At 63.6% G+C, this 24,906-nt stretch carries 20 protein-coding genes and 3 rRNA genes; all 23 read left to right on the top strand.

The window, feature by feature from the left end; genetic code table 11:
* Positions 1–41 precede the first annotated feature (41 nt).
* The 23 genes from CAFEL_RS05300 (at position 42) to scpB (ending at position 24,897) form a co-directional block, all read left to right on the top strand.
* Positions 42–1,217 carry a hypothetical protein gene (locus tag CAFEL_RS05300; RefSeq protein WP_194561014.1) on the top strand — a complete coding sequence of 392 codons (1,176 nt, stop codon included), beginning with the start codon at positions 42–44 and terminating at the stop codon, positions 1,215–1,217.
* Positions 1,214–2,809: a VWA domain-containing protein gene (locus CAFEL_RS05305; protein ID WP_194561015.1), complete on the top strand. Its 1,596-nt coding sequence runs from the start codon at positions 1,214–1,216 to the stop codon at positions 2,807–2,809. Before CAFEL_RS05300 ends, CAFEL_RS05305 begins: the two co-directional genes overlap by 4 nt.
* Positions 2,796–3,446, top strand: a complete 651-nt coding sequence (locus CAFEL_RS05310; RefSeq protein ID WP_194561016.1) for a hypothetical protein — start codon at positions 2,796–2,798, stop codon at positions 3,444–3,446. The genes CAFEL_RS05305 and CAFEL_RS05310 overlap by 14 nt, the downstream gene beginning before the upstream one ends.
* Positions 3,443–3,622 carry a Trm112 family protein gene (locus CAFEL_RS05315; RefSeq protein ID WP_063937290.1) on the top strand — a complete coding sequence of 60 codons (180 nt, stop codon included), beginning with the start codon at positions 3,443–3,445 and terminating at the stop codon, positions 3,620–3,622. Before CAFEL_RS05310 ends, CAFEL_RS05315 begins: the two co-directional genes overlap by 4 nt.
* A 12-nt stretch (positions 3,623–3,634) precedes the next feature.
* The gene (tyrS, locus tag CAFEL_RS05320) at positions 3,635–4,897 is read left to right on the top strand and encodes a tyrosine--tRNA ligase (protein ID WP_194561017.1); all 1,263 of its coding nucleotides are present in this window, start codon (positions 3,635–3,637) and stop codon (positions 4,895–4,897) included.
* Between the two features lie 638 nt (positions 4,898–5,535).
* Positions 5,536–7,053: ribosomal RNA gene (locus CAFEL_RS05325) — 16S ribosomal RNA — on the top strand.
* 391 nt (positions 7,054–7,444) lie between these two features.
* Positions 7,445–10,529, top strand: a 23S ribosomal RNA gene (locus CAFEL_RS05330).
* Positions 10,530–10,698: 169 nt separating this feature from the next.
* Positions 10,699–10,816, top strand: a 5S ribosomal RNA gene (gene rrf, locus CAFEL_RS05335).
* The 16S, 23S and 5S rRNA genes sit together here, the layout of an rRNA operon.
* A 1,057-nt stretch (positions 10,817–11,873) precedes the next feature.
* A complete protein-coding gene (locus CAFEL_RS11230; protein ID WP_194559207.1) occupies positions 11,874–12,320 on the top strand; it encodes a hypothetical protein in 447 nt (148 codons plus the stop codon).
* On the top strand, positions 12,239–12,913 hold the full coding sequence (locus CAFEL_RS05340; RefSeq protein ID WP_194559208.1) for a tetratricopeptide repeat protein: 675 nt from the start codon (positions 12,239–12,241) through the stop codon (positions 12,911–12,913). Before CAFEL_RS11230 ends, CAFEL_RS05340 begins: the two co-directional genes overlap by 82 nt.
* 4 nt (positions 12,914–12,917) lie before the next feature.
* Positions 12,918–13,901: an HAD-IIA family hydrolase gene (locus tag CAFEL_RS05345; protein ID WP_194559209.1), complete on the top strand. Its 984-nt coding sequence runs from the start codon at positions 12,918–12,920 to the stop codon at positions 13,899–13,901.
* A 5-nt stretch (positions 13,902–13,906) separates the two neighbouring features.
* A complete protein-coding gene (locus CAFEL_RS05350; RefSeq protein WP_194559210.1) occupies positions 13,907–14,077 on the top strand; it encodes a hypothetical protein in 171 nt (56 codons plus the stop codon).
* Between the two features lie 36 nt (positions 14,078–14,113).
* Complete coding sequence (locus tag CAFEL_RS05355; RefSeq protein ID WP_194559211.1) at positions 14,114–14,938, top strand: TlyA family RNA methyltransferase; 825 nt, start codon at positions 14,114–14,116, stop codon at positions 14,936–14,938.
* Positions 14,939–15,859, top strand: a complete 921-nt coding sequence (locus tag CAFEL_RS05360; protein WP_194559212.1) for an NAD kinase — start codon at positions 14,939–14,941, stop codon at positions 15,857–15,859.
* A 21-nt stretch (positions 15,860–15,880) separates the two neighbouring features.
* Entirely contained in the window at positions 15,881–17,608 is a 1,728-nt protein-coding gene (gene recN / locus CAFEL_RS05365) for a DNA repair protein RecN (protein ID WP_194559213.1), read from the top strand.
* A 52-nt stretch (positions 17,609–17,660) separates the two neighbouring features.
* A complete protein-coding gene (gene steA / locus CAFEL_RS05370; RefSeq protein ID WP_194559214.1) occupies positions 17,661–18,893 on the top strand; it encodes a putative cytokinetic ring protein SteA in 1,233 nt (410 codons plus the stop codon).
* Between the two features lie 14 nt (positions 18,894–18,907).
* Positions 18,908–19,756, top strand: a complete 849-nt coding sequence (locus tag CAFEL_RS05375; protein ID WP_194559215.1) for a copper transporter — start codon at positions 18,908–18,910, stop codon at positions 19,754–19,756.
* 19 nt (positions 19,757–19,775) lie between these two features.
* Positions 19,776–20,423, top strand: coding sequence for an NUDIX domain-containing protein (locus tag CAFEL_RS05380; RefSeq protein WP_194559216.1), 648 nt, complete (start codon positions 19,776–19,778; stop codon positions 20,421–20,423).
* 3 nt (positions 20,424–20,426) lie between these two features.
* Positions 20,427–21,347, top strand: a complete 921-nt coding sequence (gene xerD / locus CAFEL_RS05385) for a site-specific tyrosine recombinase XerD (RefSeq protein ID WP_194559217.1) — start codon at positions 20,427–20,429, stop codon at positions 21,345–21,347.
* 45 nt (positions 21,348–21,392) lie between these two features.
* Positions 21,393–22,532, top strand: coding sequence for a hypothetical protein (locus tag CAFEL_RS05390; protein ID WP_194559218.1), 1,140 nt, complete (start codon positions 21,393–21,395; stop codon positions 22,530–22,532).
* A 61-nt stretch (positions 22,533–22,593) separates the two neighbouring features.
* Positions 22,594–23,463, top strand: coding sequence for a ParA family protein (locus CAFEL_RS05395; protein ID WP_034999074.1), 870 nt, complete (start codon positions 22,594–22,596; stop codon positions 23,461–23,463).
* Between the two features lie 2 nt (positions 23,464–23,465).
* Positions 23,466–24,284: a segregation and condensation protein A gene (locus tag CAFEL_RS05400; protein WP_194559806.1), complete on the top strand. Its 819-nt coding sequence runs from the start codon at positions 23,466–23,468 to the stop codon at positions 24,282–24,284.
* 40 nt (positions 24,285–24,324) lie between these two features.
* Entirely contained in the window at positions 24,325–24,897 is a 573-nt protein-coding gene (gene scpB, locus CAFEL_RS05405; protein ID WP_194559219.1) for an SMC-Scp complex subunit ScpB, read from the top strand.
* Positions 24,898–24,906 lie beyond the last annotated feature (9 nt).

The following is a 24,906-nucleotide window of genomic DNA, read 5'->3' on the forward strand; positions in this document are numbered from 1 at the left end:
TTGCGGCGCGCATCTCGGCCCGGCCATTTAGCATGTGAGATATGAATGTGCCGAGCAGCCATGACGCCAAGCCCCGGGGACGGAAAGTTTCCGTGGTGCTTGGCGTCATTTTAGTTGGGGTGGTCATCGCCGCCATTGCGCTGGGTCGGGGGCTGCTGCCCTTCGGCGACGGGGATGAAGGGGGAACAACCGGCGGGTCCGGCGGTAAGCTGACGCAGCTGCACGGCGTGATCGGCTCGGAAAAGCGGGCCTACTTCGAAGACCCCGACGTGGTGGCCCGGCTGGAGGAGCTGGGGTATAGCGTCAGCGTCACAACCGCCGGCTCGCGCCAGATCGCCACCACCACGGACATTGCCGAGCAAGACTTCGTCTTCCCCTCCTCGGCGCCGGCGACGCAGAAGGTGCGCGAGCAGGGCAGCGGCTACTCCGTGGACTTCCCGTTCTTCACGCCGATGGCGGTGGCGAGCTGGAAGCCGATCGCTGACCTCCTCGTGGCAGAAGGCGTGGTCAGCGAGCAAAACGGCGCGTACACCCTGGACGTGAACAAGTACATGGACCTGGCGCGCTCCGGCAAGCGTTGGCGGGACCTGGGCGAGGCGTACCCGTCGCCACGCAATGTGCAGATCCGCTCCACGGACATCCGCACCTCCAACTCCGCGGCGATGTACCTGTCGCTTCTGGCGTGGGAGGTGGCCGAGCGTGACCCCGAGCGCAGGGACGACGTCGGCTTCCTCATCGACGAGATCGCACCGTTTTTCACCGCGCAAGGGTATAGCGAAGCGTCCTCGTCCGGGCCGTTCACGGACTACCTGAGCCAGGGTATGGGTGCCGCGCCCATGGTGATGGTGTACGAGGCGCAGTTCTTGGGCGAGCAGATGCGGCCGAACTCGCGCATCCGGGACGACATGGTGCTGCTGCACTTGAGCCCCACCGTGCTCGCGAATCACGGCATCGTCGGAGTCTCGGCAGGCGGCAAGGAGCTGGGGCGTCTGCTGTCTAACGACCCGCAGCTGCAGCAGCTCGCGGCGCGCCACGGTTTCCGGCCCGCTAACTCCGGCAGCTTGGCGGACGAGCTCGCGGACCGCGGCTTCGACGCCCCATCCGATTACGTCAATTCCATCGACCCGCCCTCCTACGACAGGCTCGAGCAGCTCATCGACGGAGTGGGACAACGCTACGCCGGAGCGCCAGTGCCGGCGAAGGAGGACGACCAGTGAAACGCCTACTCGCGGCCATCGCCGCCCTGATGTCGCTCATGCTCGCCTCGTGCGTCTCGCTCGGCGGCGACACCTCTGGCTCCGGCTCCGGCGCAGACTCCGGGTCGGGTTCTGGCAGCCCGGCGGATCTGACCATCGTCGCCGCGACAGAACTGAAAGACCTCCAAGGGCTGGTCGACCAGGCGGCTCAAGACCTCGGCTTCTCCATCGATATGCAGTTCCCCGGCGGCACCCTCGACAACTCGCAGACGCTCAAGCGCGGCGACTTCGACGGGGAAGTGGACGCCACCTGGTTCGCCACCAACCGCTACGTCAATCTCATCGGCGCCACCGACAAGCTGGACGGCGAGACGAAGATCGCCACCAGCCCCGTCGCGTTCGGCGTGTGGGAGGACAGCGCCAAGCGCCTCGGCTGGGACACTACGCAGCCCACGTGGGCGGAGTTCGCCCAGGCCGCAGAGGCTGGCGAGTTCAGCTTCGGCATGACCAACCCGCAGGCGTCCAACTCCGGGTTTTCCGCCCTGGTCGCCGTGGCCACCGCGTTGGCGGACACCGGCGACGCCATCGCGCCGGCCGATCTGGAGCGCGTCGGCCCGCGCCTCAAGCAGCTGTTCCAGGCCCAATCCATGGTTTCCGGGTCATCCGGCTGGTTGGCGGATGCGTTCGTCGACGACCCGGAGCGCGCGGACGCGATCGTCAATTACGAGGCCACGCTCCACCAGATGCGTCAGCAGGGCCAGCCCATCGAGGTTGTTGTTCCAGCGGATGGTGTGATCTCCGCGGATTACCCGCTGTCCGCGCTTTCGCAGCCGAAGAATGCGGACGCACGGGAGCGCGTCGAAAAGCTTGCGAATTGGCTCCTCGAGCACCAGCCCGACATCGCGGATACCTTCCGCAGGCCGGTGACGCAGGTGGACAACATGCCCGCGGAGATCGCGGACCAGCAGGTCATTGAGCTGCCGTTCCCCGCGAACGAAGGCGTGGTGGATGAGCTGCTTTACGCCTACGACAACTCCTACCGCCAGCCCGGCACCACCACCTTCGTGCTGGACACCTCGGGCTCGATGGAAGGCGAGCGCATCGCTTCGCTCAAGGACATCATGCATTCGCTTATCGACGGCTCCGCTTCCACCCTCACCGGCGACGTTTCCCTGCGCGACCGGGAGAACGTCACACTGCAGTCCTTCGACAGCAGGCCGAATGAGCCTGTCACGGCGCGGTTCTCCCACGAGGACCCGGCTTCGGCCACGAAGTTGACCGAGTACGTGGACGGGCTCCGCGCCAGCGGCTCCACCGCGATGTACCAGACGCTGCTGGAAGCGCTGCGCGAGACGGATCCGGCCGGCGGTATCCCGTCGATAGTCTTGCTCAGCGACGGCGAAGACACCGTGGGCCCGCGCTTCTCCGAGTTCAAGGAACAGTACGAGCAACTGCCGGCGGCGCAGCGGTCCGTGCCGGTGTTTGTGATTCTCTACGGCGACGCCAGCGAGGCGGAGATGCGCGAACTAGCGGAGCTGACCGGCGGTGAAGTGTTCGACGCGCTCGGCGGCGATCTCGCGGCGGCGTTTAAGGAGATCCGTGGCTTCCAATAATTCTTCTGGAAACGCAGCCGCCCGCTACTTCGCCTCGGCGAAGAACCAGGTCGGGCTGGTGCTTGCCATCCTGGTGATCGTGCTGCACCTGGTGGTGGGCATCGGCATGTACTGGCCGGTGGCGGCTCTGGCGGCCTACGGCGCAGGCGCAGCGCTGACGCCGTCGCGCAAACCCAAGGAGTTGCCGCCCGCGCCGGCGGAGCCCACACCGGTGGTGCTGGACCGATCGCTGCGGGAGACGTCCAGGCGCCTCGGCGGTGCCCGTCCGCCGCGACAGGTGATGGCGCAGGCACGTGCGCTCGAGGACACTGTCCGGTTTGTGCTCTCCGAGTGGGAGCATTTGGAACCCACCCCGGAGCACCGCCAAACGATATGGAATGTGGTGAAGGTGTACTACCCGGAGGTCGTCGATACGTATCTCGATGCCCCGCAGTACCGCGACGCCTCCGCGGTGCGGGTGGTTGTGGACTCTTTGACCACGCTCACGCGCGCGGCAGGACGGGTGCGGCAGGGCATATTGGACGACAACCTGCGGGCGATGGACTCCCAGGCGCATTTTTTGAGGGAGGAGCTCGGGGAGTTGCCCGGACTCGACGACAGCTACCGCGGCGGCGACGGGTACGATCCGAAACCATGAGTCTGGATCCGAAGCTTCTCAGCGTCCTCGCGTGCCCCAAGGACAAGGGCCCGCTGGAGTACAACCAAGAGCAGCAGCTCTTGGTCAACGAACGCCTCGGAATTGCCTATCGCATTGACGACGGCATCCCGGTTCTGCTCATCGACGAGGCAGAGCCCTACACCCCAGCGAACTAGAAGAAAGCGACCATGACTTCCACCAACATCATTGATGAACTGACCTGGCGCGGCCTGATCAACCAGTCCACCGACCTGGATAACTTGCGCGAGGCAACCGAAACACCGATCACTCTGTACTGCGGCTTCGACCCGACGGGTCCGTCGCTGCACGCCGGCCACCTAGTGCCGCTGTTGATGCTGCGGCGCTTCCAGGAGGCCGGCCACACCCCAATCGTGCTCGCCGGCGGCGCCACCGGCATGATTGGCGATCCGCGCGACGTGGGGGAGCGCTCCATGAACTCCGCGGACACCGTTAAAGACTGGGCGGATCGCATTTCCGGGCAGCTTCAGCGCTTCGTGCATTTCGACGGCGAAAACGCCGCGAAGCTGGTCAACAACAACGACTGGATCAAGGACCTCGGCGTGATCGAGTTCCTGCGCGACATCGGCAAGCACTTCTCCCTGTCCACAATGCTGGGACGCGAGACGGTGAAGCGCCGCCTGGAAAACGACGGCATCTCCTACACCGAGTTCTCCTACATGTTGCTCCAGGCCAACGACTTTGTGCAGCTGCGCCGCGAGCACGATTGCATCCTGCAGATCGGCGGCGGCGACCAGTGGGGCAACTTGGTTGCCGGCGTAGACCTGAACCGCCGCATCGACGGCGCACAAACCCACGCGTTGACCGTTCCGCTGGTCACCGACTCCGAGGGCAAGAAGTTTGGCAAGTCCACAGGCGGCGGGGCGCTGTGGCTCGACCCGGAGATGACCAGCCCGTACACCTGGTACCAGTACTTCGTTAATACCGCGGATGCCGACGTGATCCGTTACCTGCGCTGGTTCACCTTCCTGGACCAGGAGGAACTCGCCCGCCTGGAGGTGGAGGTTGCGGAGCGCCCGTTCAAGCGCGAGGCGCAGCGCCGCCTTGCCCAGGAAATGACGGATCTGGTCCACGGCGTGGAAGCCCGCGAGGCCGTCGAGCTCGCGTCCCAGGCACTTTTCGGTCGCGCGGAACTTTCGGATCTGGACGAGGCAACCCTCGCCGCGTCCGTCTCCGAGACCGACGTTTTCGAGTTCTCCGGCGAAACCACCATCGTGGACCTGCTCGTCGGTGCCGGGCTGGCGGATTCCAAGGGCGCCGCCCGCCGCTCCATCAAGGAAGGTGGCGCGTACGTGAACAATGTCCGCATCGAAGACGAGGCGTGGGCGCCCACCGAGGACGACTTCCTCCACGGTTCCTGGCTTGTGCTGCGGCGCGGCAAGAAGAATTTCGCGGGAGCGAAGCGCGTGTAGCACCCAGCTTTACGACGAGCTATCGCCCAGGCCAGTTTTACCCTCTGGCCTGGGCGTTTTGTGTTGTGTTTGGGTTCGTGGTTATATTTCCATCCGTTGCTTCCGAGCGGTTCGGCCGGTTGGGAGGGACGAGTTAATTTGAATAGGGGTTACGTTCTGGTTAACCGGGGTTTAACGTGAGTTTGACTTTTGGTTGGTTGGTTGTGTAGCTTCTGACGAAGCCGCTTTTTCTGGCTGGGATCGTGTGGTTCTGGTTGGTGGGTGTGCTGGTGTTGTTTGAGAACTCGATAGTGTGCCAATGTACTTTTGTTGCGTGGGTGTGTTTGCCTGCCCTTGTTTTGTGCACTGTGTGGTGGACGCTCTTTTTGGGTGTGTGCCGGTGGTGGCGTGGTTGAATTCCAATGACTAATCGCGTCATCGTTTGGTTCATGGTGTGCGTGGGGTGTGGTTGAACATGTTTCACGTATGTTTTTGGCTGACCCCTGTTTATGACCCCGTCGGGTTGGGGGTTGGTTGTTGAACCTTTGTAATTTTTGGATTTTTGCCAGTCACTGATGCTCATGTTTGTGGGTGTTGGTGGTTGGTTTGTTTTTGGTTGGGTATTGGGCTTTTCACGGCCTGTTTCTGCTGAAACGTTTTTTGTGGAGAGTTTGATCCTGGCTCAGGATGAACGCTGGCGGCGTGCTTAACACATGCAAGTCGAACGGAAAGGCCCAAGCTTGCTTGGGTACTCGAGTGGCGAACGGGTGAGTAACACGTGGGTGATCTGCCCTGCACTTCGGGATAAGCCTGGGAAACTGGGTCTAATACCGGATAGGACCACATTTTGGATGGTGTGGTGGAAAGTTTTTCGGTGTGGGATGAGCTCGCGGCCTATCAGCTTGTTGGTGGGGTAATGGCCTACCAAGGCGTCGACGGGTAGCCGGCCTGAGAGGGTGTACGGCCACATTGGGACTGAGATACGGCCCAGACTCCTACGGGAGGCAGCAGTGGGGAATATTGCACAATGGGCGCAAGCCTGATGCAGCGACGCCGCGTGGGGGATGACGGCCTTCGGGTTGTAAACTCCTTTCGCTAGGGACGAAGCGTTTTTGTGACGGTACCTGGAGAAGAAGCACCGGCTAACTACGTGCCAGCAGCCGCGGTAATACGTAGGGTGCGAGCGTTGTCCGGAATTACTGGGCGTAAAGAGCTCGTAGGTGGTTTGTCGCGTCGTTTGTGTAAGCCCGCAGCTTAACTGCGGGACTGCAGGCGATACGGGCATAACTTGAGTGCTGTAGGGGAGACTGGAATTCCTGGTGTAGCGGTGGAATGCGCAGATATCAGGAGGAACACCGATGGCGAAGGCAGGTCTCTGGGCAGTAACTGACGCTGAGGAGCGAAAGCATGGGTAGCGAACAGGATTAGATACCCTGGTAGTCCATGCCGTAAACGGTGGGCGCTAGGTGTGAGTCCCTTCCACGGGGTTCGTGCCGTAGCTAACGCATTAAGCGCCCCGCCTGGGGAGTACGGCCGCAAGGCTAAAACTCAAAGGAATTGACGGGGGCCCGCACAAGCGGCGGAGCATGTGGATTAATTCGATGCAACGCGAAGAACCTTACCTGGGCTTGACATACACCAGATCGCCGTAGAGATACGGTTTCCCTTCGTGGTTGGTGTACAGGTGGTGCATGGTTGTCGTCAGCTCGTGTCGTGAGATGTTGGGTTAAGTCCCGCAACGAGCGCAACCCTTGTCTTATGTTGCCAGCAATTCGGTTGGGGACTCGTGAGAGACTGCCGGGGTTAACTCGGAGGAAGGTGGGGATGACGTCAAATCATCATGCCCCTTATGTCCAGGGCTTCACACATGCTACAATGGTCGGTACAACGCGTCTGCGAGCCTGTGAGGGTGAGCTAATCGCTGTAAAGCCGGTCGTAGTTCGGATTGGGGTCTGCAACTCGACCCCATGAAGTCGGAGTCGCTAGTAATCGCAGATCAGCAACGCTGCGGTGAATACGTTCCCGGGCCTTGTACACACCGCCCGTCACGTCATGAAAGTTGGTAACACCCGAAGCCAGTGGCCTGTCAAAAGGAGCTGTCGAAGGTGGGATCGGCGATTGGGACGAAGTCGTAACAAGGTAGCCGTACCGGAAGGTGCGGCTGGATCACCTCCTTTCTAAGGAGCTTGTATTGTTGGCCCACAGTTGTGGGTGTTGTGTGGTTGAGTCGCCGAGTGTGTGACTGCCACTATTTTGTTTGCCGGGTGGAGGCATACCCGCAGGCGCTGATGCTGCTTCGATGGTGGTGTTGGTGGCTGATGTTGGGGTGTGTGCTGCGTGGTGTGTGGGGTTGGTGGATACACCGGTTTTGCGTGACAAAAGGGTTTTGCGTTGGTGCACTGTTGGGTGTCTGGGGCAGCACAATGTTGTTCCTGTTGGGCCCTATGTACACGAATGGCCTGTTGTGGTTGTTTGTGTGTGGGGTTGTGTTGTGTGAGAACTGTATAGTGGACGCGAGTATCTTTCTTTTTTGTGTTTTGGTGTTTGTACCTGTTTGTTTGTGTGTCCGTGTGTTTTGTTACGGGCGTATGGTGGATGCCTTGGCATGCTGAGCCGATGAAGGACGTGTGAGGCTGCGTTATGCCTCGGGGAGTTGCCAACAAAGCGTTGATCCGAGGATGTCCGAATGGGGAAACCCAGCACCGGTTGTGTGGTGTTACCCGCAGGTGAATTCATAGTCTGTGTGGGGGTTGACGCGGGGAAGTGAAACATCTCAGTACCCGTAGGAGAAGAAAACAATTGTGATTCCGTGTGTAGTGGCGAGCGATAGCGGATGAGGCTAAACCGTGTGCGTGTGATACCTGGCAGGGGTTGCGTGTGCGGTGTTGTGGGGCGTAAATGTTGCAGGCTGCCGACTGCAAGCGCAATGCATATGCATCAGCGGAAGCATCTGGGATGGTGCACCGGAGTAGGTGATGAGTCCTGTACGTGAAGGTGTGTGTGGTTGTGTTGTTTGTGTTTTTCCCCGAGTAGCAGCGGGCTCGTGGAATCTGCTGTGAATCTGCCGGGACCACCCGGTAAGCCTAAATACTCAGTGTGACCGATAGTGGAGAAGTACCGTGAGGGAATGGTGAAAAGTACCCCGGGAGGGGAGTGAAAGAGTTCCTGAAACCATGCGCTTACAATCCGTCAGAGCACCTGTTTGTGTGTGATGGCGTGCCTTTTGAAGAATGAGCCTGCGAGTCAGCGGCATGTCGCGAGGTTAACCCGTTTTTGTGGGGTAGTCGTAGCGAAAGCGAATCCGAATAGGGTGGCAAGTGGCATGTCCTGGACCCGAAGCGGGGTGATCTACCCATGGCCAGTGTGAAGCAGCTGTAAGAGGTTGTGGAGGCGCGAACCCACTTAGGTTGAAAACTGAGGGGATGAGCTGTGGGTAGGGGTGAAAGGCCAATCAAACTCCGTGATAGCTGGTTCTCCCCGAAATGCATTTAGGTGCAGCGTGATGTGAGCTTGCCGGAGGTAGAGCTACTGGTTGGTTGAGCGGGACTATCATCTTAGCGACGTCAGCCAAACTCCGAATACCGGTTGAAGTGGTGCATTGCAGTGAGACTGTGGGGGATAAGCTTCATAGTCGAGAGGGAAACAGCCCAGATCGCCGGTTAAGGCCCCTAAGGGTGTGCTAAGTGGAAAAGGATGTGGGATCGCGAAGACAGCCAGGAGGTTGGCTTAGAAGCAGCCATCCTTGAAAGAGTGCGTAATAGCTCACTGGTCGAGTGGTTCCGCGCCGACAATTCAGTGGGGCTCAAGCACACCGCCGAAGCCGCGGCAAACATTTGTTGTTTGGGTAGGGGAGCGTCGTGTGTGGGGTGAAGCCGTATCGGAAGGAGCGGTGGACTGCATGCGAGTGAGAATGCAGGCATGAGTAACGAATGGCAAGTGAGAATCTTGCCCGCCGGATGACTAAGGGTTCCTGGGTCAAGTTCGTCTTCCCAGGGTGAGTCGGGTCCTAAGGCGAGGCCGACAGGCGTAGTCGATGGTTAACGGGTTGATATTCCCGTACCCGTGTATGCGCGCCCAGTATCGAAGCGGTGAGACTAACCACCCTGATCCGCCGATCGTTGCCGTCCTTTGGGACGGTTGGTTGGTGGTGATGCGTGGGGCCTGATCCGTGGTAGGTCAGTGATGGGGTGACGCAGTGAGGTAGCTAAGCCGCTTATTGGATTGCGGTGCAAGCGTGTGGCACGGCAACATTGGTCAAATCCGGTTGCCATTAAGTGTGAGGCGTGATGCGTAGCCCATGTGTGGGTGATGTTGGTGATCCTGTACTGCCGAGAAAAGCCTCTAGCGATGTGCATGTACGGCCCGTACCCATAACCGACACAGGTGGTCAGGTAGAAAATACTAAGGCGAGCGGGTGAACTGTGGTTAAGGAACTCGGCAAAATGCCCCCGTAACTTCGGGAGAAGGGGGACCACAACCGGTGACACATGTTCGTGTTGAGCTGGTTGGGGTCGCAGAGAAGAGAGGGGAGCGACTGTTTATCAAAAACACAGGTCCGTGCGAAGACGATGAAGTTGATGTATACGGACTGACGCCTGCCCGGTGCTGGAAGGTTAAGAGGACCCGTTAGGCCGTTGTGGTCGAAGCGGAGAATTTAAGCCCCAGTAAACGGCGGTGGTAACTATAACCATCCTAAGGTAGCGAAATTCCTTGTCGGGTAAGTTCCGACCTGCACGAATGGCGTAACGACTCCCCTGCTGTCTCAACCACAGGCCCGGTGAAATTGCAGTACGAGTAAAGATGCTCGTTTCGCGCGGCAGGACGAAAAGACCCCGGGACCTTCACTATAGCTTGGTATTGGCATTCGGTGCGGTTTGTGTAGGATAGGTGGGAGATGTGGAAGCATGCACGCTAGTGTGTGTGGAGTCGTTGTTGAAATACCACTCTGACCGTAGTGGATATCTAACCTTGGCCCATGATCTGGGTTGGGGACAGTGCCTGGTGGGTAGTTTAACTGGGGCGGTTGCCTCCCAAAATGTAACGGAGGCGCCCAAAGGTTCCCTCAGCCTGGTTGGCAATCAGGTGTTTAGAGTGTAAGTGCACAAGGGAGCTTGACTGCGAGACTTACTAGTCGAGCAGGGACGAAAGTCGGGACTAGTGATCCGGCACCTACTTGTGGATGTGGTGTCGCTCAACGGATAAAAGGTACCCCGGGGATAACAGGCTGATCTTCCCCAAGAGTCCATATCGACGGGATGGTTTGGCACCTCGATGTCGGCTCGTCGCATCCTGGGGCTGGAGTAGGTCCCAAGGGTTGGGCTGTTCGCCCATTAAAGCGGCACGCGAGCTGGGTTCAGAACGTCGTGAGACAGTTCGGTCTCTATCCGCCGCGCGCGTTGAAACTTGAAGAAGGCTGTCCCTAGTACGAGAGGACCGGGACGGACGTACCTCTAGTGTGCCAGTTGTTCCGCCAGGAGCACGGCTGGTTGGCTACGTACGGGAGGGATAACCGCTGAAAGCATCTAAGCGGGAAGCCTGTTTTAAGATGAGGTTTCATTTGAGGTTCCCAGGAGACTACTGGGTTGATAGGCCGGACCTGGAAGCACAGTAATGTGTGGAGGCGACCGGTACTAATACACCAATAAACACCATTCACACACACTAAGAGGTTGTGAACACCGCGAAGAAACACAACAAAGCATGTTGCTTGCGTCCACTGTGCAGTCACTGACACAACACACCACCCGGCATCCACCGGATGGCCGACACGTAAATTGCATATCGCTGATTGTTGATCAGCCGACCATGCCCCTTATAGGTGTGTCGGTGGTTGATGGCGGCGGGGAAACGCCCGGTCCCATTCCGAACCCGGAAGCTAAGCCCGCCCGCGCCGATGGTACTGCCCCCGGGAGGGAGTGGGAGAGTAGGTTACCGCCGACCCAACAACTTCACACACGGCACCCGCTGTAAGCACACACTTACAGCGGGTGCTTTTTCATGTTTAGGGTCCGTGCCTGGATGATGTCCCGGGTTCCCGCATTGCGGACAACACCAGGTGTGCCAATTATTGGTGTACGCCAAATTATTCGGCGCCTGGGCCAGATTCCGCATTGCGGACAACACCAGATACACCAACTATGGGGGTGCACCCACGGACCACGTGGCCGTCGGGCTCGTAAACGTTGACACATGAGACTCGCTACCTGTGCTAACAGCGGCCGAAAACGGCCTGCTCGTCAACTGCTATAAGAACCCCTGATGGCAAACTGGCCCCGCCAGACTCCGCATTGCGGACAACCAGACCATCGCCCATCATTGGTGCAGACCCATGAAATCGCGGTTCCGGGCCACACTCCGCATTGCGGACAACACGAGATACACCAATTATGGGTGCCCACACATAAAGCCCCGGGGCGAAACCACACGGCGGGGCGCGATCTGTCACAGGCCCCATAAATCGCGGGGCCAGCACACGCAGCCACGATGACGCCTACTGTGGGAAAGTCGAGTACCGGACGTCGAGTACGCCCGCATACACCGATGGACTCGACCTCCACTACTCGACCAACAACGTACCCACGAGAAAACCTCGCCGCATGGCCAGGCAGGCCCCGGAAACGTTGACAACCACGATTCAACAGCCGCAGCGACAGCACGCGAAAACGGCCCGCTTTTCAACTTGTACGAAACCACCGCGCGAGACTCCGCACTGCGGACAACCACACCAACACCCATCATTGGTGCACGCCCACCAATTCGGCGGTCGGACCAAAGTCCGCGTTGCGGACAACTACGCCTGCACCAACTATGGGTGCTTATCAACCGAAGCGTCATCCCACCAACCGAGAACTCTCCAGGGCGAACACGGTGCCACGTATACGGTCTGTGCGATAGCCCGCAGGTAGGTTCTGGTTACGGGGGCTGCGAGCGCGAGAGCGCGCGGCGGAACCTGCAGGTGGTGGGAGCCGTATGTGCCCGAGTGCCTAGCTTTCCTATAATGGTCGAGATTAGAAACGGAGGTCCCCTATGGCAGATGTGCACGAGGGAAGAGAGCGGGAGCGCTCTTTCGGCGATAACGGTCGCAAGGACGGCTCGCGCGGGGAGCGCGGCGGCCGCGATGCCCGTAACCGTGAAGGTCAGGGCGGATCCCGTGGTGGTGGATCCCATCGGGGCGAAGGCCGTGGTCGAGACGGTGATCGTCGCCGAGACGGAGGACGCGGCCGCGGAGAGGGCCGGAACGGCCGCCGTGGCGACGGCCGACGTGGAGAAGGTCGCGGACGCGATGGGGACCGCCGCCGGGGTCGTGGCGGCGTGCGCCACGACCGATCCAACCCGCGCCGTGAAGGCTTCCGCGAGGACCGCATGGCGCAGAAGGAGCAGGAGCCCGATCTGCCGCAGGGCCTGGAAATCTCCGACCTGGATCCTTCTGTCCTGCAGGATTTGAAGGTGCTGTCCAAGGATAATGCGGAGCGCGTCGCAAAGCATATGCTCATGGCGACCGACCTGCTTTACGACGACCCGAAGCTCGCGCTTCAGCACGCGCGCGCGGCGAAGAACCGCGCGGGGCGCGTCGGTGTGGTGCGCGAGACCAACGGTGTGGTCGCGTACCACGCCGGTGAGTGGAAGGAGGCGCTGTCTGAGCTGCGCGCCGCCCGTCGTATTTCCGGTGGTCCTGGCTTGCTGGCCGTGATGGCGGACGCTGAGCGCGGTCTTGGGCGCCCGGAGAAGGCGTTGGAGCTGGGCCGCAGCCCGGAGGCGCGCGAGTTGGACGAGGCCGGCCAGATTGAGCTGGCAATCGTCTTGGCTGGTGCTCGTCATGATCTCGGCCAGCATGAGTCTGCCGTTGCGCAGCTGCAGCGGTTGAACCCGTCGCTGGATTCCCAGGGCTTTGAGCAGGCCCGCCTGAGCTACGCCTACGCTGATGCGCTTCTGGCTACCGGTGAAAAGGCTGAGGCGAAGCGGTGGTTCGAGCACGTGGCCAAGATTGACGTGGACGGCATGACTGACGCGTCCGAACGTGTGGCGGAACTGGGCTAAGTCTATGACGCTTGCGGCGAACCATGACGGCCTGCTGCTGGACCTCGATGGCACCGTCTGGTCTGGCGGTGAGGCGATTGAGCATGCTGTCGAGGCGATTAACGCCTCGGGCCTGCCAGCGATGTACGTGACCAACAACGCCTCTCGCAGCGCCAAGGATGTCGCGGAGATGCTCCGGGCCATTGACCTTCGTGTGGTTGAGGGGGACGTGCTCACGTCCGCGATGGCGGCGGTGACCATGGCGGCGCGCTATCTCGATCAGGGTGATGCGGTTTACGTCGTGGGCGCGCCGTCGCTGCGTCAGCTCGTTCAAGAGGCCGGCTACCGGATCGTGGACAGCGCCGACGATGCGCCAAAGGTGGTGCTGCACGGCCATAACCCGGACACCGGGTGGCGCCAGCTGTCGGAGGCGGCACTGAGCCTGCAGCGAGGGGCGAAGTACCTGGCGACGAACCTGGACACCTCGTTGCCGATGGAGCGTGGCTTCATGGTGGGCAACGGGTCCATGGTCGCGGCTGTGACCTCGGCGACCGGGGTTGTGCCGGAGGCGGCAGGCAAGCCGGAGCCGGCGATGTTCACCCAGGCTGCGAAGTCGCGCGGTATGAACAAGCCGCTCGCTGTGGGCGACAGGCTGGACACGGACATCGCCGGCGGCGTCGCCGCGGGCATGCCCGCGCTGCACGTGCTCACGGGCGTTTCCGGCCCGCACGCGCTGCTGCAGGCGCCGCCGGAGCACCGCCCGACCTACATCGCGGCGGACATGCGCGGTCTTAGCGAGTCGCCCGAGAAACTCTCCCCGGGTGCGCAGGAGGGCTTCGAGGCGCGTATCGACGGCTCCGCCATCGTCCTCACCGGCGGCAACGCCGACGCCTCCAGCTTGGCCGCCCTCCGCACCGCGCTCGACGTGGCGTGGCAGCAGCCTGACCCGCCGGTTGAGGTTCGCGGGGAGTCTGACGCTGCTGAGGCGGCGCTCGCAGAGTGGTGGTGACGCCGATGAGCCCCGCTCCGATTCCCCGCGACCCGCGGGCACCGAAAGTCAGCGCTGACGAGGTGACACAGCGCGTTGAGTCGATCCTTGCCGAGCCGACCGATGGCCTCGCTGCGGAGGTGGACGCGCTGACTCGGGCGCACGCGGTGCTGCACGAGGCGCTGTCCGAGAGTTAAGCCCGACAGTTAAAGCAACGAAAGGGGGCCGCTACCGTGGCACCGAAACGCACCCGGCTCGACGCGGAACTGGTCCGCCGCAAGATCGCGCGCTCGCGTGAGCAGGCGCAGAACTGGATCAAGGAAGGTCGCGTCCAGGTCGGCGGTTTTACCGCCACGAAGCCGGCGACGGTGGTGGAGCCGGATGCTTCCATCAAGGTCAACACCGACGATGTGGACGATTGGGCGTCGCGCGGTGCGCACAAGCTGCTTGGCGCGCTTGAGGTGTTTGGCGGGGGCGGGCTTGTCGTCGAGAAGCGAAAGGCGTTGGACGCTGGCGCCTCGACCGGCGGGTTTACTGATGTGCTGCTGTCGCGTGGCGTGAGCGAGGTCGTCGCGGTGGATGTGGGCTACGGCCAGCTGGTGTGGCGGCTGCAAAACGACGAGCGCGTGCGTGTGCTTGACCGGACCAACATCCGCAACCTCACCCCGGAGATGATGGGCGGGCCGGCGGATCTCATGGTCGGCGACCTGTCGTTCATCTCTCTGAAGCTGGTGCTGCCGGCGCTGGTGGAGTGCATGGTCGACGGCGCGGACATGCTGCCCATGGTCAAGCCGCAGTTCGAGGTGGGCAGGGACCGCCTCGGCAGCGGCGGTGTCGTGCGTTCGCCGGAGCTGCGGGCGGAGGTCACGTTGGACGTCGCGCGTTTCGCGCAGTCGCTGGGATTGTCGGTGCGCGGGGCGACGGCATCCCCGCTACCGGGGCCGAGCGGCAACGTGGAATACTTTTTGTGGTTGGTGAAAGACGGGGGCGAGCAGCAGCTTGACGACGCCGCACTGACCGCGCTGGTCAATCGCGCGATCGAGGAAGGACCGATGTAGATGGGTGATGCAACACGCCGCGAGATCCTGCTGGTGCCGCACCTGTTCAGGGCCTCCAACATTGATTCGGCGGCGCGGGCGGCGCAACTTCTGCAGCAGGCGGGCATTGAGGTCCGCCTGCTCGAGCAGGAGCAGATGGACGTCATCGAGACCAACCCGGTGCTGTGCGGGCTGACCCGCGCGAAGGCGGACGACTCCGCGGCTGCGGGGTGCGAGCTGGTGTTGGTGCTCGGCGGCGACGGAACGTTTCTGCGGGCAGCGAGCTACGCGCGTGCGCAGGACATCCCGGTGCTGGGCATCAACTTGGGCCACGTGGGTTTCCTCGCGGAAGGGGAAGCGTCGAGTCTGGAAAAGGTCGTCGGCCAGGTGATCGACCGCTCGTACCGCGTGGTGGAGCGGATGACGCTGGACATCTCTGTGCTCGGCGAGGGTGGGGAGGTGCTCGGCCGCAGCTGGGCGCTCAACGAGTGCAGTATTGAAAACTCGGACCGCACCCGCGTGCTGGACGCGACGTTGGAGGTGGATTTCCGCCCCGTGTCCTCATTCGGCTGCGACGGCGTGCTCATCTCCACACCGACGGGCTCGACCGCGTACGCGTTTTCCGCGGGCGGGCCGGTGATGTGGCCGCAGCTGGACGCGATCCTGGTGGTGCCGAACAACGCCCACGCGCTGTTTGCCAAGCCCCTGGTGGTGGCGCCGACGTCGACTGTGGCGGTGGAATCGGAGCGGCAGACCACGCAGGCCACCGCGGTGATGGACGGCCAGCGCCGACTGACGGTGCCCGCCGGTTCGCGCGTGGAAGTGGCGCGGGGCGAGCGCGGGGTGCGCTGGGTACGCTTGGACGACAGACCGTTCACGGACAAGCTCGTGGACAAATTCCAGCTCCCGGTTTCCGGGTGGCGCGGCCCGCGCGGGGCGTAAATCTGACAGGGAGGCACGTTTTTGCTCGCTGAGATCGCTATCTCCAACCTTGGCGTGATTAGCCACGCCTCGTCCGAGCTTTCGCCGGGGTTGACTGTGCTCACTGGCGAGACGGGCGCAGGTAAGACGATGGTGGTCACAGGCCTGCGCCTGCTCACCGGCGGGCGTGCGGACGCCTCCCGCGTGCGCACCGGCGCCGACGGCGCGGTGGTGGAGGGTGCGTTTGGCACCCAAGGCCTGCCGGATGAGGTGCGCGAGGCTATCGACGCTATTGCGGCCGGCGCTGGAGCCGAACCGGACGAAAACGGTGAGTACCTGGTGTCGCGCTCTGTGAAGGCCTCGGGGCGCTCCAGCGCGCACCTCGGCGGGCGCAAGGTGCCGGCGGCGACGCTGAGCGAGCTAGCGGGCCACCTGCTCACCATCCACGGCCAGAACGACCAGCTGAGGCTGATGGCGCCGGAACAGCAGTTGGCGGCCCTCGACCGTTTCGACCCGGCCATCCAGGCCAAACTGGACGCCTACCGGGAGGCGTACACCGCGTGGCGCAGCGCCGCGAAGGAGCTGAAGGAGCGCACTGAAAAACGCCTGGAGCTGGCGCAGGAGGTGGACCGCCTCCAGTTCGCCATCGACGAGATCGATGCGGTAGCACCGCAGGCCGGCGAGGACGAGGAGCTGGTGGCCACCATCAACCGTCTCCAGGACGTGGACGCGTTGCGCGAGGCCGCCGAGACCGCGCTTGTGGCTATCGACGGCGCGGACGCCGTCGGCGGTGTCGGCGGGGAAGAAGAGCCCGCCTCCGACCTGATCGGCCGCGCCCAGGCCGCGCTCGAAGGTGCGAGCGACCAGGAGCTGCGGGACCTGGGAGCCAGGCTGGGCGAGGTCGCCGGCGTGCTCTCGGACGTCTCCGCGGAGCTGGGCAGCTACACCAGCGGACTTCCGTCCGACCCCGAGGAGCTGGAGCGGTACCTGCAGCGCCAGCAAGAGATCAAGGGGCTGACCCGCAAGTACGCCCCGGACGCGGCTGGTGTGGTGGCGTGGCGCGACAAGGCTGGGGCACGGCTGGCGAAGATCGATACGTCGGAAGGTGCCGTCGAAAAGCTCAAGGCGAAGGTTGCCGAGCTCGAGCAGGCGATGAAAAAGCATGCGGCCGCGCTGACGAAGGCGCGCACCAAAGCCGCGGGCAAGTTGGGCGAGGCGGTAACCGAGGAGCTGCACGGGCTGGCGATGCCGAAGGCGCAGCTTTCCGTCAACGTCACACAGGCGCAGTACGGCCGCGACGGGGCCGACTCGGTGGAGATCCTGCTCGCGCCGAATAGCGCGCTAGAGCCGAAACCGCTGGCCACGAGCGCCTCCGGCGGCGAGCTGTCGCGTGTGATGCTCGCGCTGGAGGTCATCTTGTCCGAATCCTCCAGCGGCGCAACGCTTGTCTTCGACGAAGTGGACGCGGGCGTGGGCGGGCGCGCAGCAGTGGAGATCGGCCGGCGCCTTGCGCGTCTGGCCCGCGGCAACCAGGTCATTGTGGTCACGCACCTGCCGCAGGTCGCAGCCTATGCTGACACGCACCTGCACGTGTCCAAGGACATCGGTGACGTGGCCGTGACCTCCGGTGTTGCTGCGTTGCAAAAGGAAGAACGCATCGAGGAGTTGGCCCGCATGATGGCCGGCATGGACGATTCGGACACCGGCCGCGCCCATGCCGCCGAGCTGTTCGAGCGCGCACAGGGTGAGGTGGCGCAGTTGCGCGGTTAGTTCCCCGCGCGCCTCCCCGGTTCAGGCAGGTCATCGTTGCACAATGGTGCGCATGACTGTTGCACCCTCCGCTCAAGAACCGACCAAGGAACCGCCCGCGTCCGAGCTGCGCGGCACCTTGCGCGACTGCACCCCGCAGGGCAAGGGACTGGGCAAGCTTAGCGAGGGCGACATCGTATTCGTGGACGCACCCGACATGCAGCGCCGCTTGGCTGAGCAGATTATCGCGCGTCGCCCGGCGGCGGTGGTCAACCTCGCGCCGTACTCCACTGGCACGCTGCCCACGTTCGGCCCGCACTTGCTTCTCGACGCCGGCGTGCCGCTGTTCGAAGCAGCTGGCACGGACCTGCGCGGGAAGATCCGCGACGGCAAGAAAGCTACTGTGTCGCCGACCGGCCAGATCACCGTGGGGCGCAAGGCCGCCGGCCAAGCGCAGCCGGTGACCCGCACCGAGGTCGACGCCACGTTCTCCCAGGCCCAGCGCGGCCTGGTGGAGAACATGGAGGCCTACTTCGGCAACACCATCGAGTTCATCCACTCGGAGGCGGCGCTGCTTATCGACGGCGTCGGTGCCCCGGAACTCGGCGACATCATGACCGAGCGCAAGGTGCTGGTGGTCTCGCCGGCTCCCGACACTCGCCAGCGCATGGAGGAACTGAAGAACTTCATGCAGGAATACACGCCGGTTGTCATCGGTGTGGGTTCCGCAGCGGACACGCTTGCGTCCATGGGCTACGCGCCGGACATCATCGTGGGCGACCCGAAGGACGTGGCGTCTGAGAACCTGCGCTCGGACGCGAAGGTGATTTTGCCCGCGGAGCCGGACGGCTACGCGCCTGGTTTGGAACGCATTCAGGATCTGGGCGTGGGGGCCATGACGTTCCCAGCCGCGACAGATTCCCCGACGGACCTCGCGATTTTGCTGGCGACGTTCCACGACGCCGAGATGATCGTCACCGTGGGCCAGCCGGTGGAGCTGGACCGTATCTTCGCGGATTCCGCTACCACCGAGGGCACCCCGGCCACGGAACCGGCGGCGCTGCTCGCGCGGCTGAAGGCGGGGCGCAAGATTGTGGATTCCTCCGTGATTACCAACCTGTACGCTGTCGAGTCCGGCGCAGGTGTGGCATGGGCGTGGGCGATCCTCGGCGTGCTGGTCGCTGCCGCGGTGGCGATCCTGATCGCCGGGCTGGGCGGCAACGGCAACTTCGCCGACAACCTCGTGGACACCTGGAACACCATCGCGCTGACGGTGCGCGGCTGGTTCGATGGCTGGACTAACTAGGAGGGCAGTGTCTGATGGCGAAGACTCAAGGCAGGGTAGGCCTCATCGCAGCTGGCCTGGGATGGGGCGCAGCGCTCGGAATCGCGCTGGGCGCTTTAGTGCTGGCACCAGCGATGCCGGGAAATGTAGACCTCGGCTTCTCCCAGTACAAGGCTGACGCCCCCGCGAAGCCAGTCGTAGACGATGCGGAATACGAGGCCGCGCAGGCGCGAGCAGAGGAGGCGAACGACCTGTTGGCGCAGGAATCCGGCTCCATCGTCTCTGGTGCGCTCAAGGACGTGCCGGTGACCATCGTGCGCACGGCCGCGGCGGACGCAGAAGATGTCGAGTCCGTGCGCTGGCTGCTCAACGCCGCCGGAGCATCCGATTCCGGAGAGCTGACGCTGACGGAGCGTTTCTCCGACCAGGCGGGCGCGGACGAGCTGTCCAGCATCGTCGCAAACACACTGCCTTCAGGTGCGAAGCTGTCGGTGGAGGACCGCTCCCCGGGGCTTCACGCAGGTCAGTCCCTCGCGACCGTGCTGTTCGACGACGGCACTTCCGGCGAATCCAAAACTCTGCCGGATGACCGCACGCTTGTGCTGGACTCACTGCAGCAGGCCGGGTTTATCGAATTCAGCGGTTCCATCGTGCCCGCCGGCGCTGTGGTGATCGTGGACGGCCCGGCGCGTACTAGCGACTTCAGCGCACAGGTCATCGGCGACTTTGCCAAGGCGCTCGGGGCAGAAGGCAAAACCGCGCTGGCTACCCAGGGCGCTGAGCCCGATGCGATCAGCGGGATAAAGACTGTCGGCGGCGTGGACGCGGAGGCCGGGCGCATCAAGTCCGTGCTTGCTGTGTCCAGTGGTGGCGGCGGGGCTTAAGGCTCGTAGGCTTGTGCCCATGAGCCACGAATTCACTGTCACTGGATCCGAAGTCGTCCTTGACGCGCCAATCATCGCGGTGCGCCGCGACCAGGTGGTTATGCCGGGCGGCAACGAGGCGGCGCGCGAGATTGTGGAGCACTTCGGCGCCGTCGCCGTGGTCGCGCTGGACGATCAGGGGCGCGTGGCGCTGGTGGAGCAGTACCGCCACAGCGTGGGTGAGCGCCTGCTGGAGCTTCCCGCCGGGCTGTTGGACATGCACGCGGAGGACGAGCTGAGCTGCGCGAAGCGGGAACTGCAGGAGGAGGCGGGCCTGGCTGCGGACGAGTGGGGCGTGCTGGTGGACTTAGTCACCTCGCCGGGGTTCGCGGAGGAAGCAGTGCGGGTGTTCATTGCCCGCGGCCTGCACGAAGTGGAACGTCCCGAGGCCGAAAACGAGGAGGCCGACATGGGCTTTGCGTGGGTGGACCTGGAGGAGGCCGCTGATAAGGCGCTGCGCGGCGAAGTGGTCAACTCGATTGCGGTCTCCGGCATCCTCGCGGCCGCGCGCCTGGTGGCCCGGGGCGAAAAACCCAGGCCTGTCGACGAGCCGTTCCACCTGCGCCCGACTTCTTTGGCCAACCGCCGCGCGGAAGAAGGCATCGTGCCGGACATGAAACGGGTCTAGCCGGTGGACGCGGAGGCGCTGGCGCAGCGCTGGCTGACCCATCTTGCCGTCGAAAGGGGCGTGTCACCCCACACACTGAGCAACTACACACGCGATGTGCACCGCTACACCGCGTGGCTGGCCGCGGTTGGCAAAACGGATTTGAGTCAGGTCAGCGCCGCCGACATCGAGGCGTACGTCGCGGACCTGCGCCGCGGTGTGGACGGGGCGAAGCCCCTGGCCGCGTCCTCGGCAGGGCGCGCGCTGACCGTCGCGCGCGGTCTGCACAAGTTCGGTGTGGACGAGGGCGTCCTGCCAGCTGACGCGGCCGCTGAGGTCTCGCCGCCGCGGACCGGCGAGCGGCTGCCAGACACCTTGAGCATCGAAGAGGTGGCCAAGCTTCTCGACGCATGCCCGACCGAAACCCCATCCGGCCTGCGCGACAAAGCGCTGTTGGAGACGCTCTACGCCACCGGCGCCCGTGTCTCGGAAGTGCTGGGCTTAAGCGTCGACGACGCCAGCGCCGCCTTGGACGGCGAGTACGGCGGCGTGCTCGCGGTGACTGGCAAGGGCAACAAACAACGATTGGTGCCGCTGGGATCAAAGGCGCAGGAGGCACTGGAGGCGTACTTGGTGCGCGGGCGTCCGACGTTTGCCAACGGGACCTCGCACGCGCTGCTGCTGAATAAGCGCGGCGGAGCGTTGTCCCGCCAAAGCGCGTGGAACGCGATCAAGGCTGCGGCAGACCGGGCGGGTATTGACAAGGACATCTCGCCACACACATTGCGGCATTCGTTTGCCACGCACTTGCTGGAAGGCGGGGCGGACGTGCGAAGCGTTCAGGAACTCCTCGGGCACGCCTCAGTGACCACCACGCAGATTTACACCCACATCACAGCCGATAACCTGCGCGAAGTTTGGCGCAGTACGCACCCACGTGCGTAGACTCGGCTGCTTGATTGACCCACACATTTAACGGGAGAACTATCTATGCGACCCGCATCTTTCACACCGCGCACCACGCGCCGCGCTGCGCTGATCGCCGTGCCTGCCGCCCTGCTTCTTGCGGCTCCGATCGCTCCGGTGGCGCACGCGCAGCTTCCAGGCGGCATGAGCCCGGAGGAAGTGCAGTCCATGATCCCCGGGGAGATCTCTGTTCCGGCGGGCGAGAGCACGACCGTTGACGTGGGCGTTCCGGTGGACGTGAACTACTCTTCGGGCGGATGGACGGTAACGTCCTCGGGCACGTCCGTGACCGTGAGCGCGCCGAACCAGCCGGGCGCTACGGCGGCGGTGCCGGCTAGCGCGGGCGGCTACTCGGCGACGGTGAACCTGGTCGCTGTCAGCGATGGCTCCGCGGATGTCGGCGGGGACTCCGGCGAGTCCGGTGGTACCAGCGGGGGAGGCGGCGGTGCCGCTGCTGACGGCGAAGCCGCGGATGGCGAGGCTGACGGCGGCGCGTCCCGCGGGGAGGGTAATGACACTAGCTCCGGCGGCGGGGCCAGCGCCGGCAAAGGTGGCCAAGGCGGCCAAGGTGGCCAGCCCGGTGAGGCTAACGCAGACGATAACGGTGGCGGCAGCGCCCCGGCGGTGTCGCGCCCGTCGCGGTCTAAGGCGGAGCCCGCTGACGATGCTGCCGCGACCAAGCTGTACTTCGATGGCGAAATTCAGGGCAACACGATCGTGGTGAAGGTGCCGATGAGCCGTGTCAAGGACCTGATGAAGTACGCCAGCTACGACACGGAGGGCGCCACGCTGCGGTACCTGGACGTCAACGGACAGGTCATTGAGGGCGTGAAGCGCGAGATTGATAAGGGCAAACGCACGATCACCCTGACCTATCCGGAGGGGGAGACACCGGACAACCCGTTCATTATGGAAATGGTACGCGACGGCAAAGCGGATTTCGTCGCGGTGATCACCTCGACCAACGTTCCTGTGGAGCAGGCCGGCGACAGCAACGAGGACAATCAGTACGGCAACTACGCGAACCAGGATGGTCAAGGCCGTGGGGTTGACGAGACGTCGTCGTTAAGCGATGTTGTGCCCCTTGCGATCGCTGGAGCTGCGTTGCTGGCGGCAATCGCGGTGCTGATTGTGTTCCTGCGCCGGAGGCGCGCGCAGGCGTAATGACAACGTTGTAAGATGGCGGAAGTCAAGGGTTTGGACGTGATTGAGGGAAGGACCGGCCATGGCGGACGAGGCGCTGTTTGACGCTGCGGACCAGAAGACGTTTCTGACCGGGCGGCCCTGGCGCGAATTTGCCCAGCCGAAGGAGCTGGACAAGCACGGGCCCGCCACGGTGATCTCCATGGTCAACCAGAAGGGTGGCGTGGGCAAAACCACCTCGACGATCAACCTCGGCGCCTGCCTGGCGGAACAAGGCCGCAAGGTGCTTCTCGTGGACCTGGACCCGCAGGGCGCGCTCTCGGCAGGTCTGGGCGTTTCCTACGAAGAGGAGCAGGTCACCGTCTACGACCTGCTGTTCGATAACACCGCGAGCATCCACGCCGCGATTAACACGACCAACGTCTCCGGCCTGGATGTGGTGCCCGCCAACATCGACCTGTCGGCGGCGGAGATCCAGCTGGTCAACGAGGTCGGGCGCGAGCACACGCTCGCCCGCGCCCTGCGTCCGGTGCGAAACGAGTACGACTTCATCATCCTCGACTGCGGGCCGTCCCTCGGCCTGCTCACCGTCAACGCGCTTGCCTGCTCCCACGGCGTGATCATTCCAATGGAGTGCGAATACTTCTCCCTGCGCGGCTTGGCACTGCTCACAGACACAGTGGAGAAGGTGCGCGACCGCATCAACTTCGACCTGGACATCGTGGGCATCCTGGTGACCATGTTCGACCGCCGCACCACCCATGCCCGCGAGGTGATGGACCGGGTGGTGGAGGTCTTCGGCGAGCGCGTCTTCGACACCGTGATCACCCGCACCGTGCGCTTCCCGGAGACATCTGTGGCCGGCGAGCCGATCATTACCTGGGCGCCGAACTCCCAGGGCGCGGACCAGTACCGCAACCTTGCGCTCGAGGTGCTGGAGCGCACCAGCTAGTGGTGGCGGCAGCGCCCGAGCAGTACCCCCAGCCGGAGATCACCGGGTTCACCCTGGCTCTGAAGAACTTTGAGGGGCCGTTCGACCTGCTGCTCACGCTGATCCAGTCGAAGAAGCTGGACGTGACAGAGGTGGCGTTGGCAGAGGTGACCGACGAGTTCATCGCCTATACGCGCGCGCTCGGGGAGACGGAGGCACTGGACGAGGTCACTGAGTTCCTCGTCGTCGCGGCGACCCTGCTGGACCTGAAGACCGCGCGCCTGCTTCCGGGAAACGACGGCGACAACATCGAGGATCTCGAGCTTTTGGAGGCGCGCGACCTGCTGTTCGCGCGCCTGCTGCAATACCGCGCCTACCAACGCGTGGCCGACCAGTTCGCCGAGTGGCAAAAGCTCGCGCTGCGGCGCTACCCGCGCGCGGTTTCCATGGAGCCGCGGTTCGTGGACCTGCTGCCGCCGGTGGATCTCGGGCACACAGCTGCGAGTTTCGCCGAGCTAGCCGCCAGCGTGTTCCGCCCCCGGCCGCCGGAGGAGGTGCGCACAGACCACCTGCACGCACAAGCGGTGTCCGTGCCAGAACAGGCGGGCAAGATCCTGGACACGCTGAAGCTGGCGGGTGCCGGCTCATGGCTGACGTTCGCGGCGCTCACGCGCGATTGCACCCGATCCATGGAGGTAGTGGGCAGGTTCCTGGCGCTGCTGGAGCTGTACAAGGCCAAGGCCGTGGAGACGGAGCAGCCGGAAGCGCTCGGGCGCCTGGATGTGTCCTGGACCGGGCTTGAGGTGGACCCAGCGGTCGTTGCCGCCTCGAACTGGACGTAAGCGCCGGGCCGGCATACGACACCCGATACACTGCCGAAGCATGGATAGCTTGCCCATGGTCTCCCAGCTGCGCTCCCGCATCGAGTCGGTGCTGCTGGTCATCGACGCGCCCGTCGCCGTGGAGCAGCTGGCAAGTGCGCTCGGCGCGACGAACGAGGAAGTATCCGACCTGCTGCGCGAATTCGCCCGCGAGCTGGACGAGCGCGGCTCCGGCATGGACCTGCGCGAAACCGCGGAGGGCTGGCGCCTGTACACCCGCACCGACAACGCCGACGCGGTGGAGGCGTTCCTGCTGGATGGCACGCAGAAGAAGCTGTCTCGCGCGGCGATGGAAACACTCGCGGTGGTGGCGTACCGCCAGCCGGTCACCCGCGCGCAGGTCGCGGGCGTGCGCGGCGTGAACGTGGACGGCGTGATGCGCACGCTCGCACTGCGAGGGCTGATCGCCGAGGTGGACCCGGGGGAGGCAGGGGAGGACGCGCCGGATCACGGCGCGCACCGCTACGTCACCACCGAGCTGTTTTTGGAGCTTCTAGGCATCGATTCCTTGGAACGCCTGCCGGAGCTTGCGCCGCTGCTTCCGGACATCGATTCCATCGAGGATGCCTGGTAAACTCCCGGG

The organism is Corynebacterium afermentans subsp. lipophilum (assembly GCF_030408375.1).
Lineage (GTDB): Bacteria > Actinomycetota > Actinomycetes > Mycobacteriales > Mycobacteriaceae > Corynebacterium > Corynebacterium lipophilum.

Excerpts from the sequence above, each read along its gene's own strand:
- scpB (WP_194559219.1), top strand. The coding sequence starts at position 24,325 with ATGGATAGCTTGCCCATGGTCTCCCAGCTGCGCTCCCGCATCGAGTCG.
- CAFEL_RS05390 (WP_194559218.1), top strand. The coding sequence starts at position 21,393 with ATGCGACCCGCATCTTTCACACCGCGCACCACGCGCCGCGCTGCGCTG.
- tyrS (WP_194561017.1), top strand. The coding sequence starts at position 3,635 with ATGACTTCCACCAACATCATTGATGAACTGACCTGGCGCGGCCTGATC.
- CAFEL_RS05340 (WP_194559208.1), top strand. The coding sequence starts at position 12,239 with ATGGCGCAGAAGGAGCAGGAGCCCGATCTGCCGCAGGGCCTGGAAATC.
- CAFEL_RS05360 (WP_194559212.1), top strand. The coding sequence starts at position 14,939 with ATGGGTGATGCAACACGCCGCGAGATCCTGCTGGTGCCGCACCTGTTC.
- steA (WP_194559214.1), top strand. The coding sequence starts at position 17,661 with ATGACTGTTGCACCCTCCGCTCAAGAACCGACCAAGGAACCGCCCGCG.
- CAFEL_RS05350 (WP_194559210.1), top strand. The coding sequence starts at position 13,907 with ATGAGCCCCGCTCCGATTCCCCGCGACCCGCGGGCACCGAAAGTCAGC.
- CAFEL_RS05315 (WP_063937290.1), top strand. The coding sequence starts at position 3,443 with ATGAGTCTGGATCCGAAGCTTCTCAGCGTCCTCGCGTGCCCCAAGGAC.
- CAFEL_RS05395 (WP_034999074.1), top strand. The coding sequence starts at position 22,594 with ATGGCGGACGAGGCGCTGTTTGACGCTGCGGACCAGAAGACGTTTCTG.
- CAFEL_RS05345 (WP_194559209.1), top strand. The coding sequence starts at position 12,918 with ATGACGCTTGCGGCGAACCATGACGGCCTGCTGCTGGACCTCGATGGC.
- CAFEL_RS05375 (WP_194559215.1), top strand. The coding sequence starts at position 18,908 with ATGGCGAAGACTCAAGGCAGGGTAGGCCTCATCGCAGCTGGCCTGGGA.
- CAFEL_RS11230 (WP_194559207.1), top strand. The coding sequence starts at position 11,874 with ATGGTCGAGATTAGAAACGGAGGTCCCCTATGGCAGATGTGCACGAGG.
- CAFEL_RS05380 (WP_194559216.1), top strand. The coding sequence starts at position 19,776 with ATGAGCCACGAATTCACTGTCACTGGATCCGAAGTCGTCCTTGACGCG.
- CAFEL_RS05300 (WP_194561014.1), top strand. The coding sequence starts at position 42 with ATGAATGTGCCGAGCAGCCATGACGCCAAGCCCCGGGGACGGAAAGTT.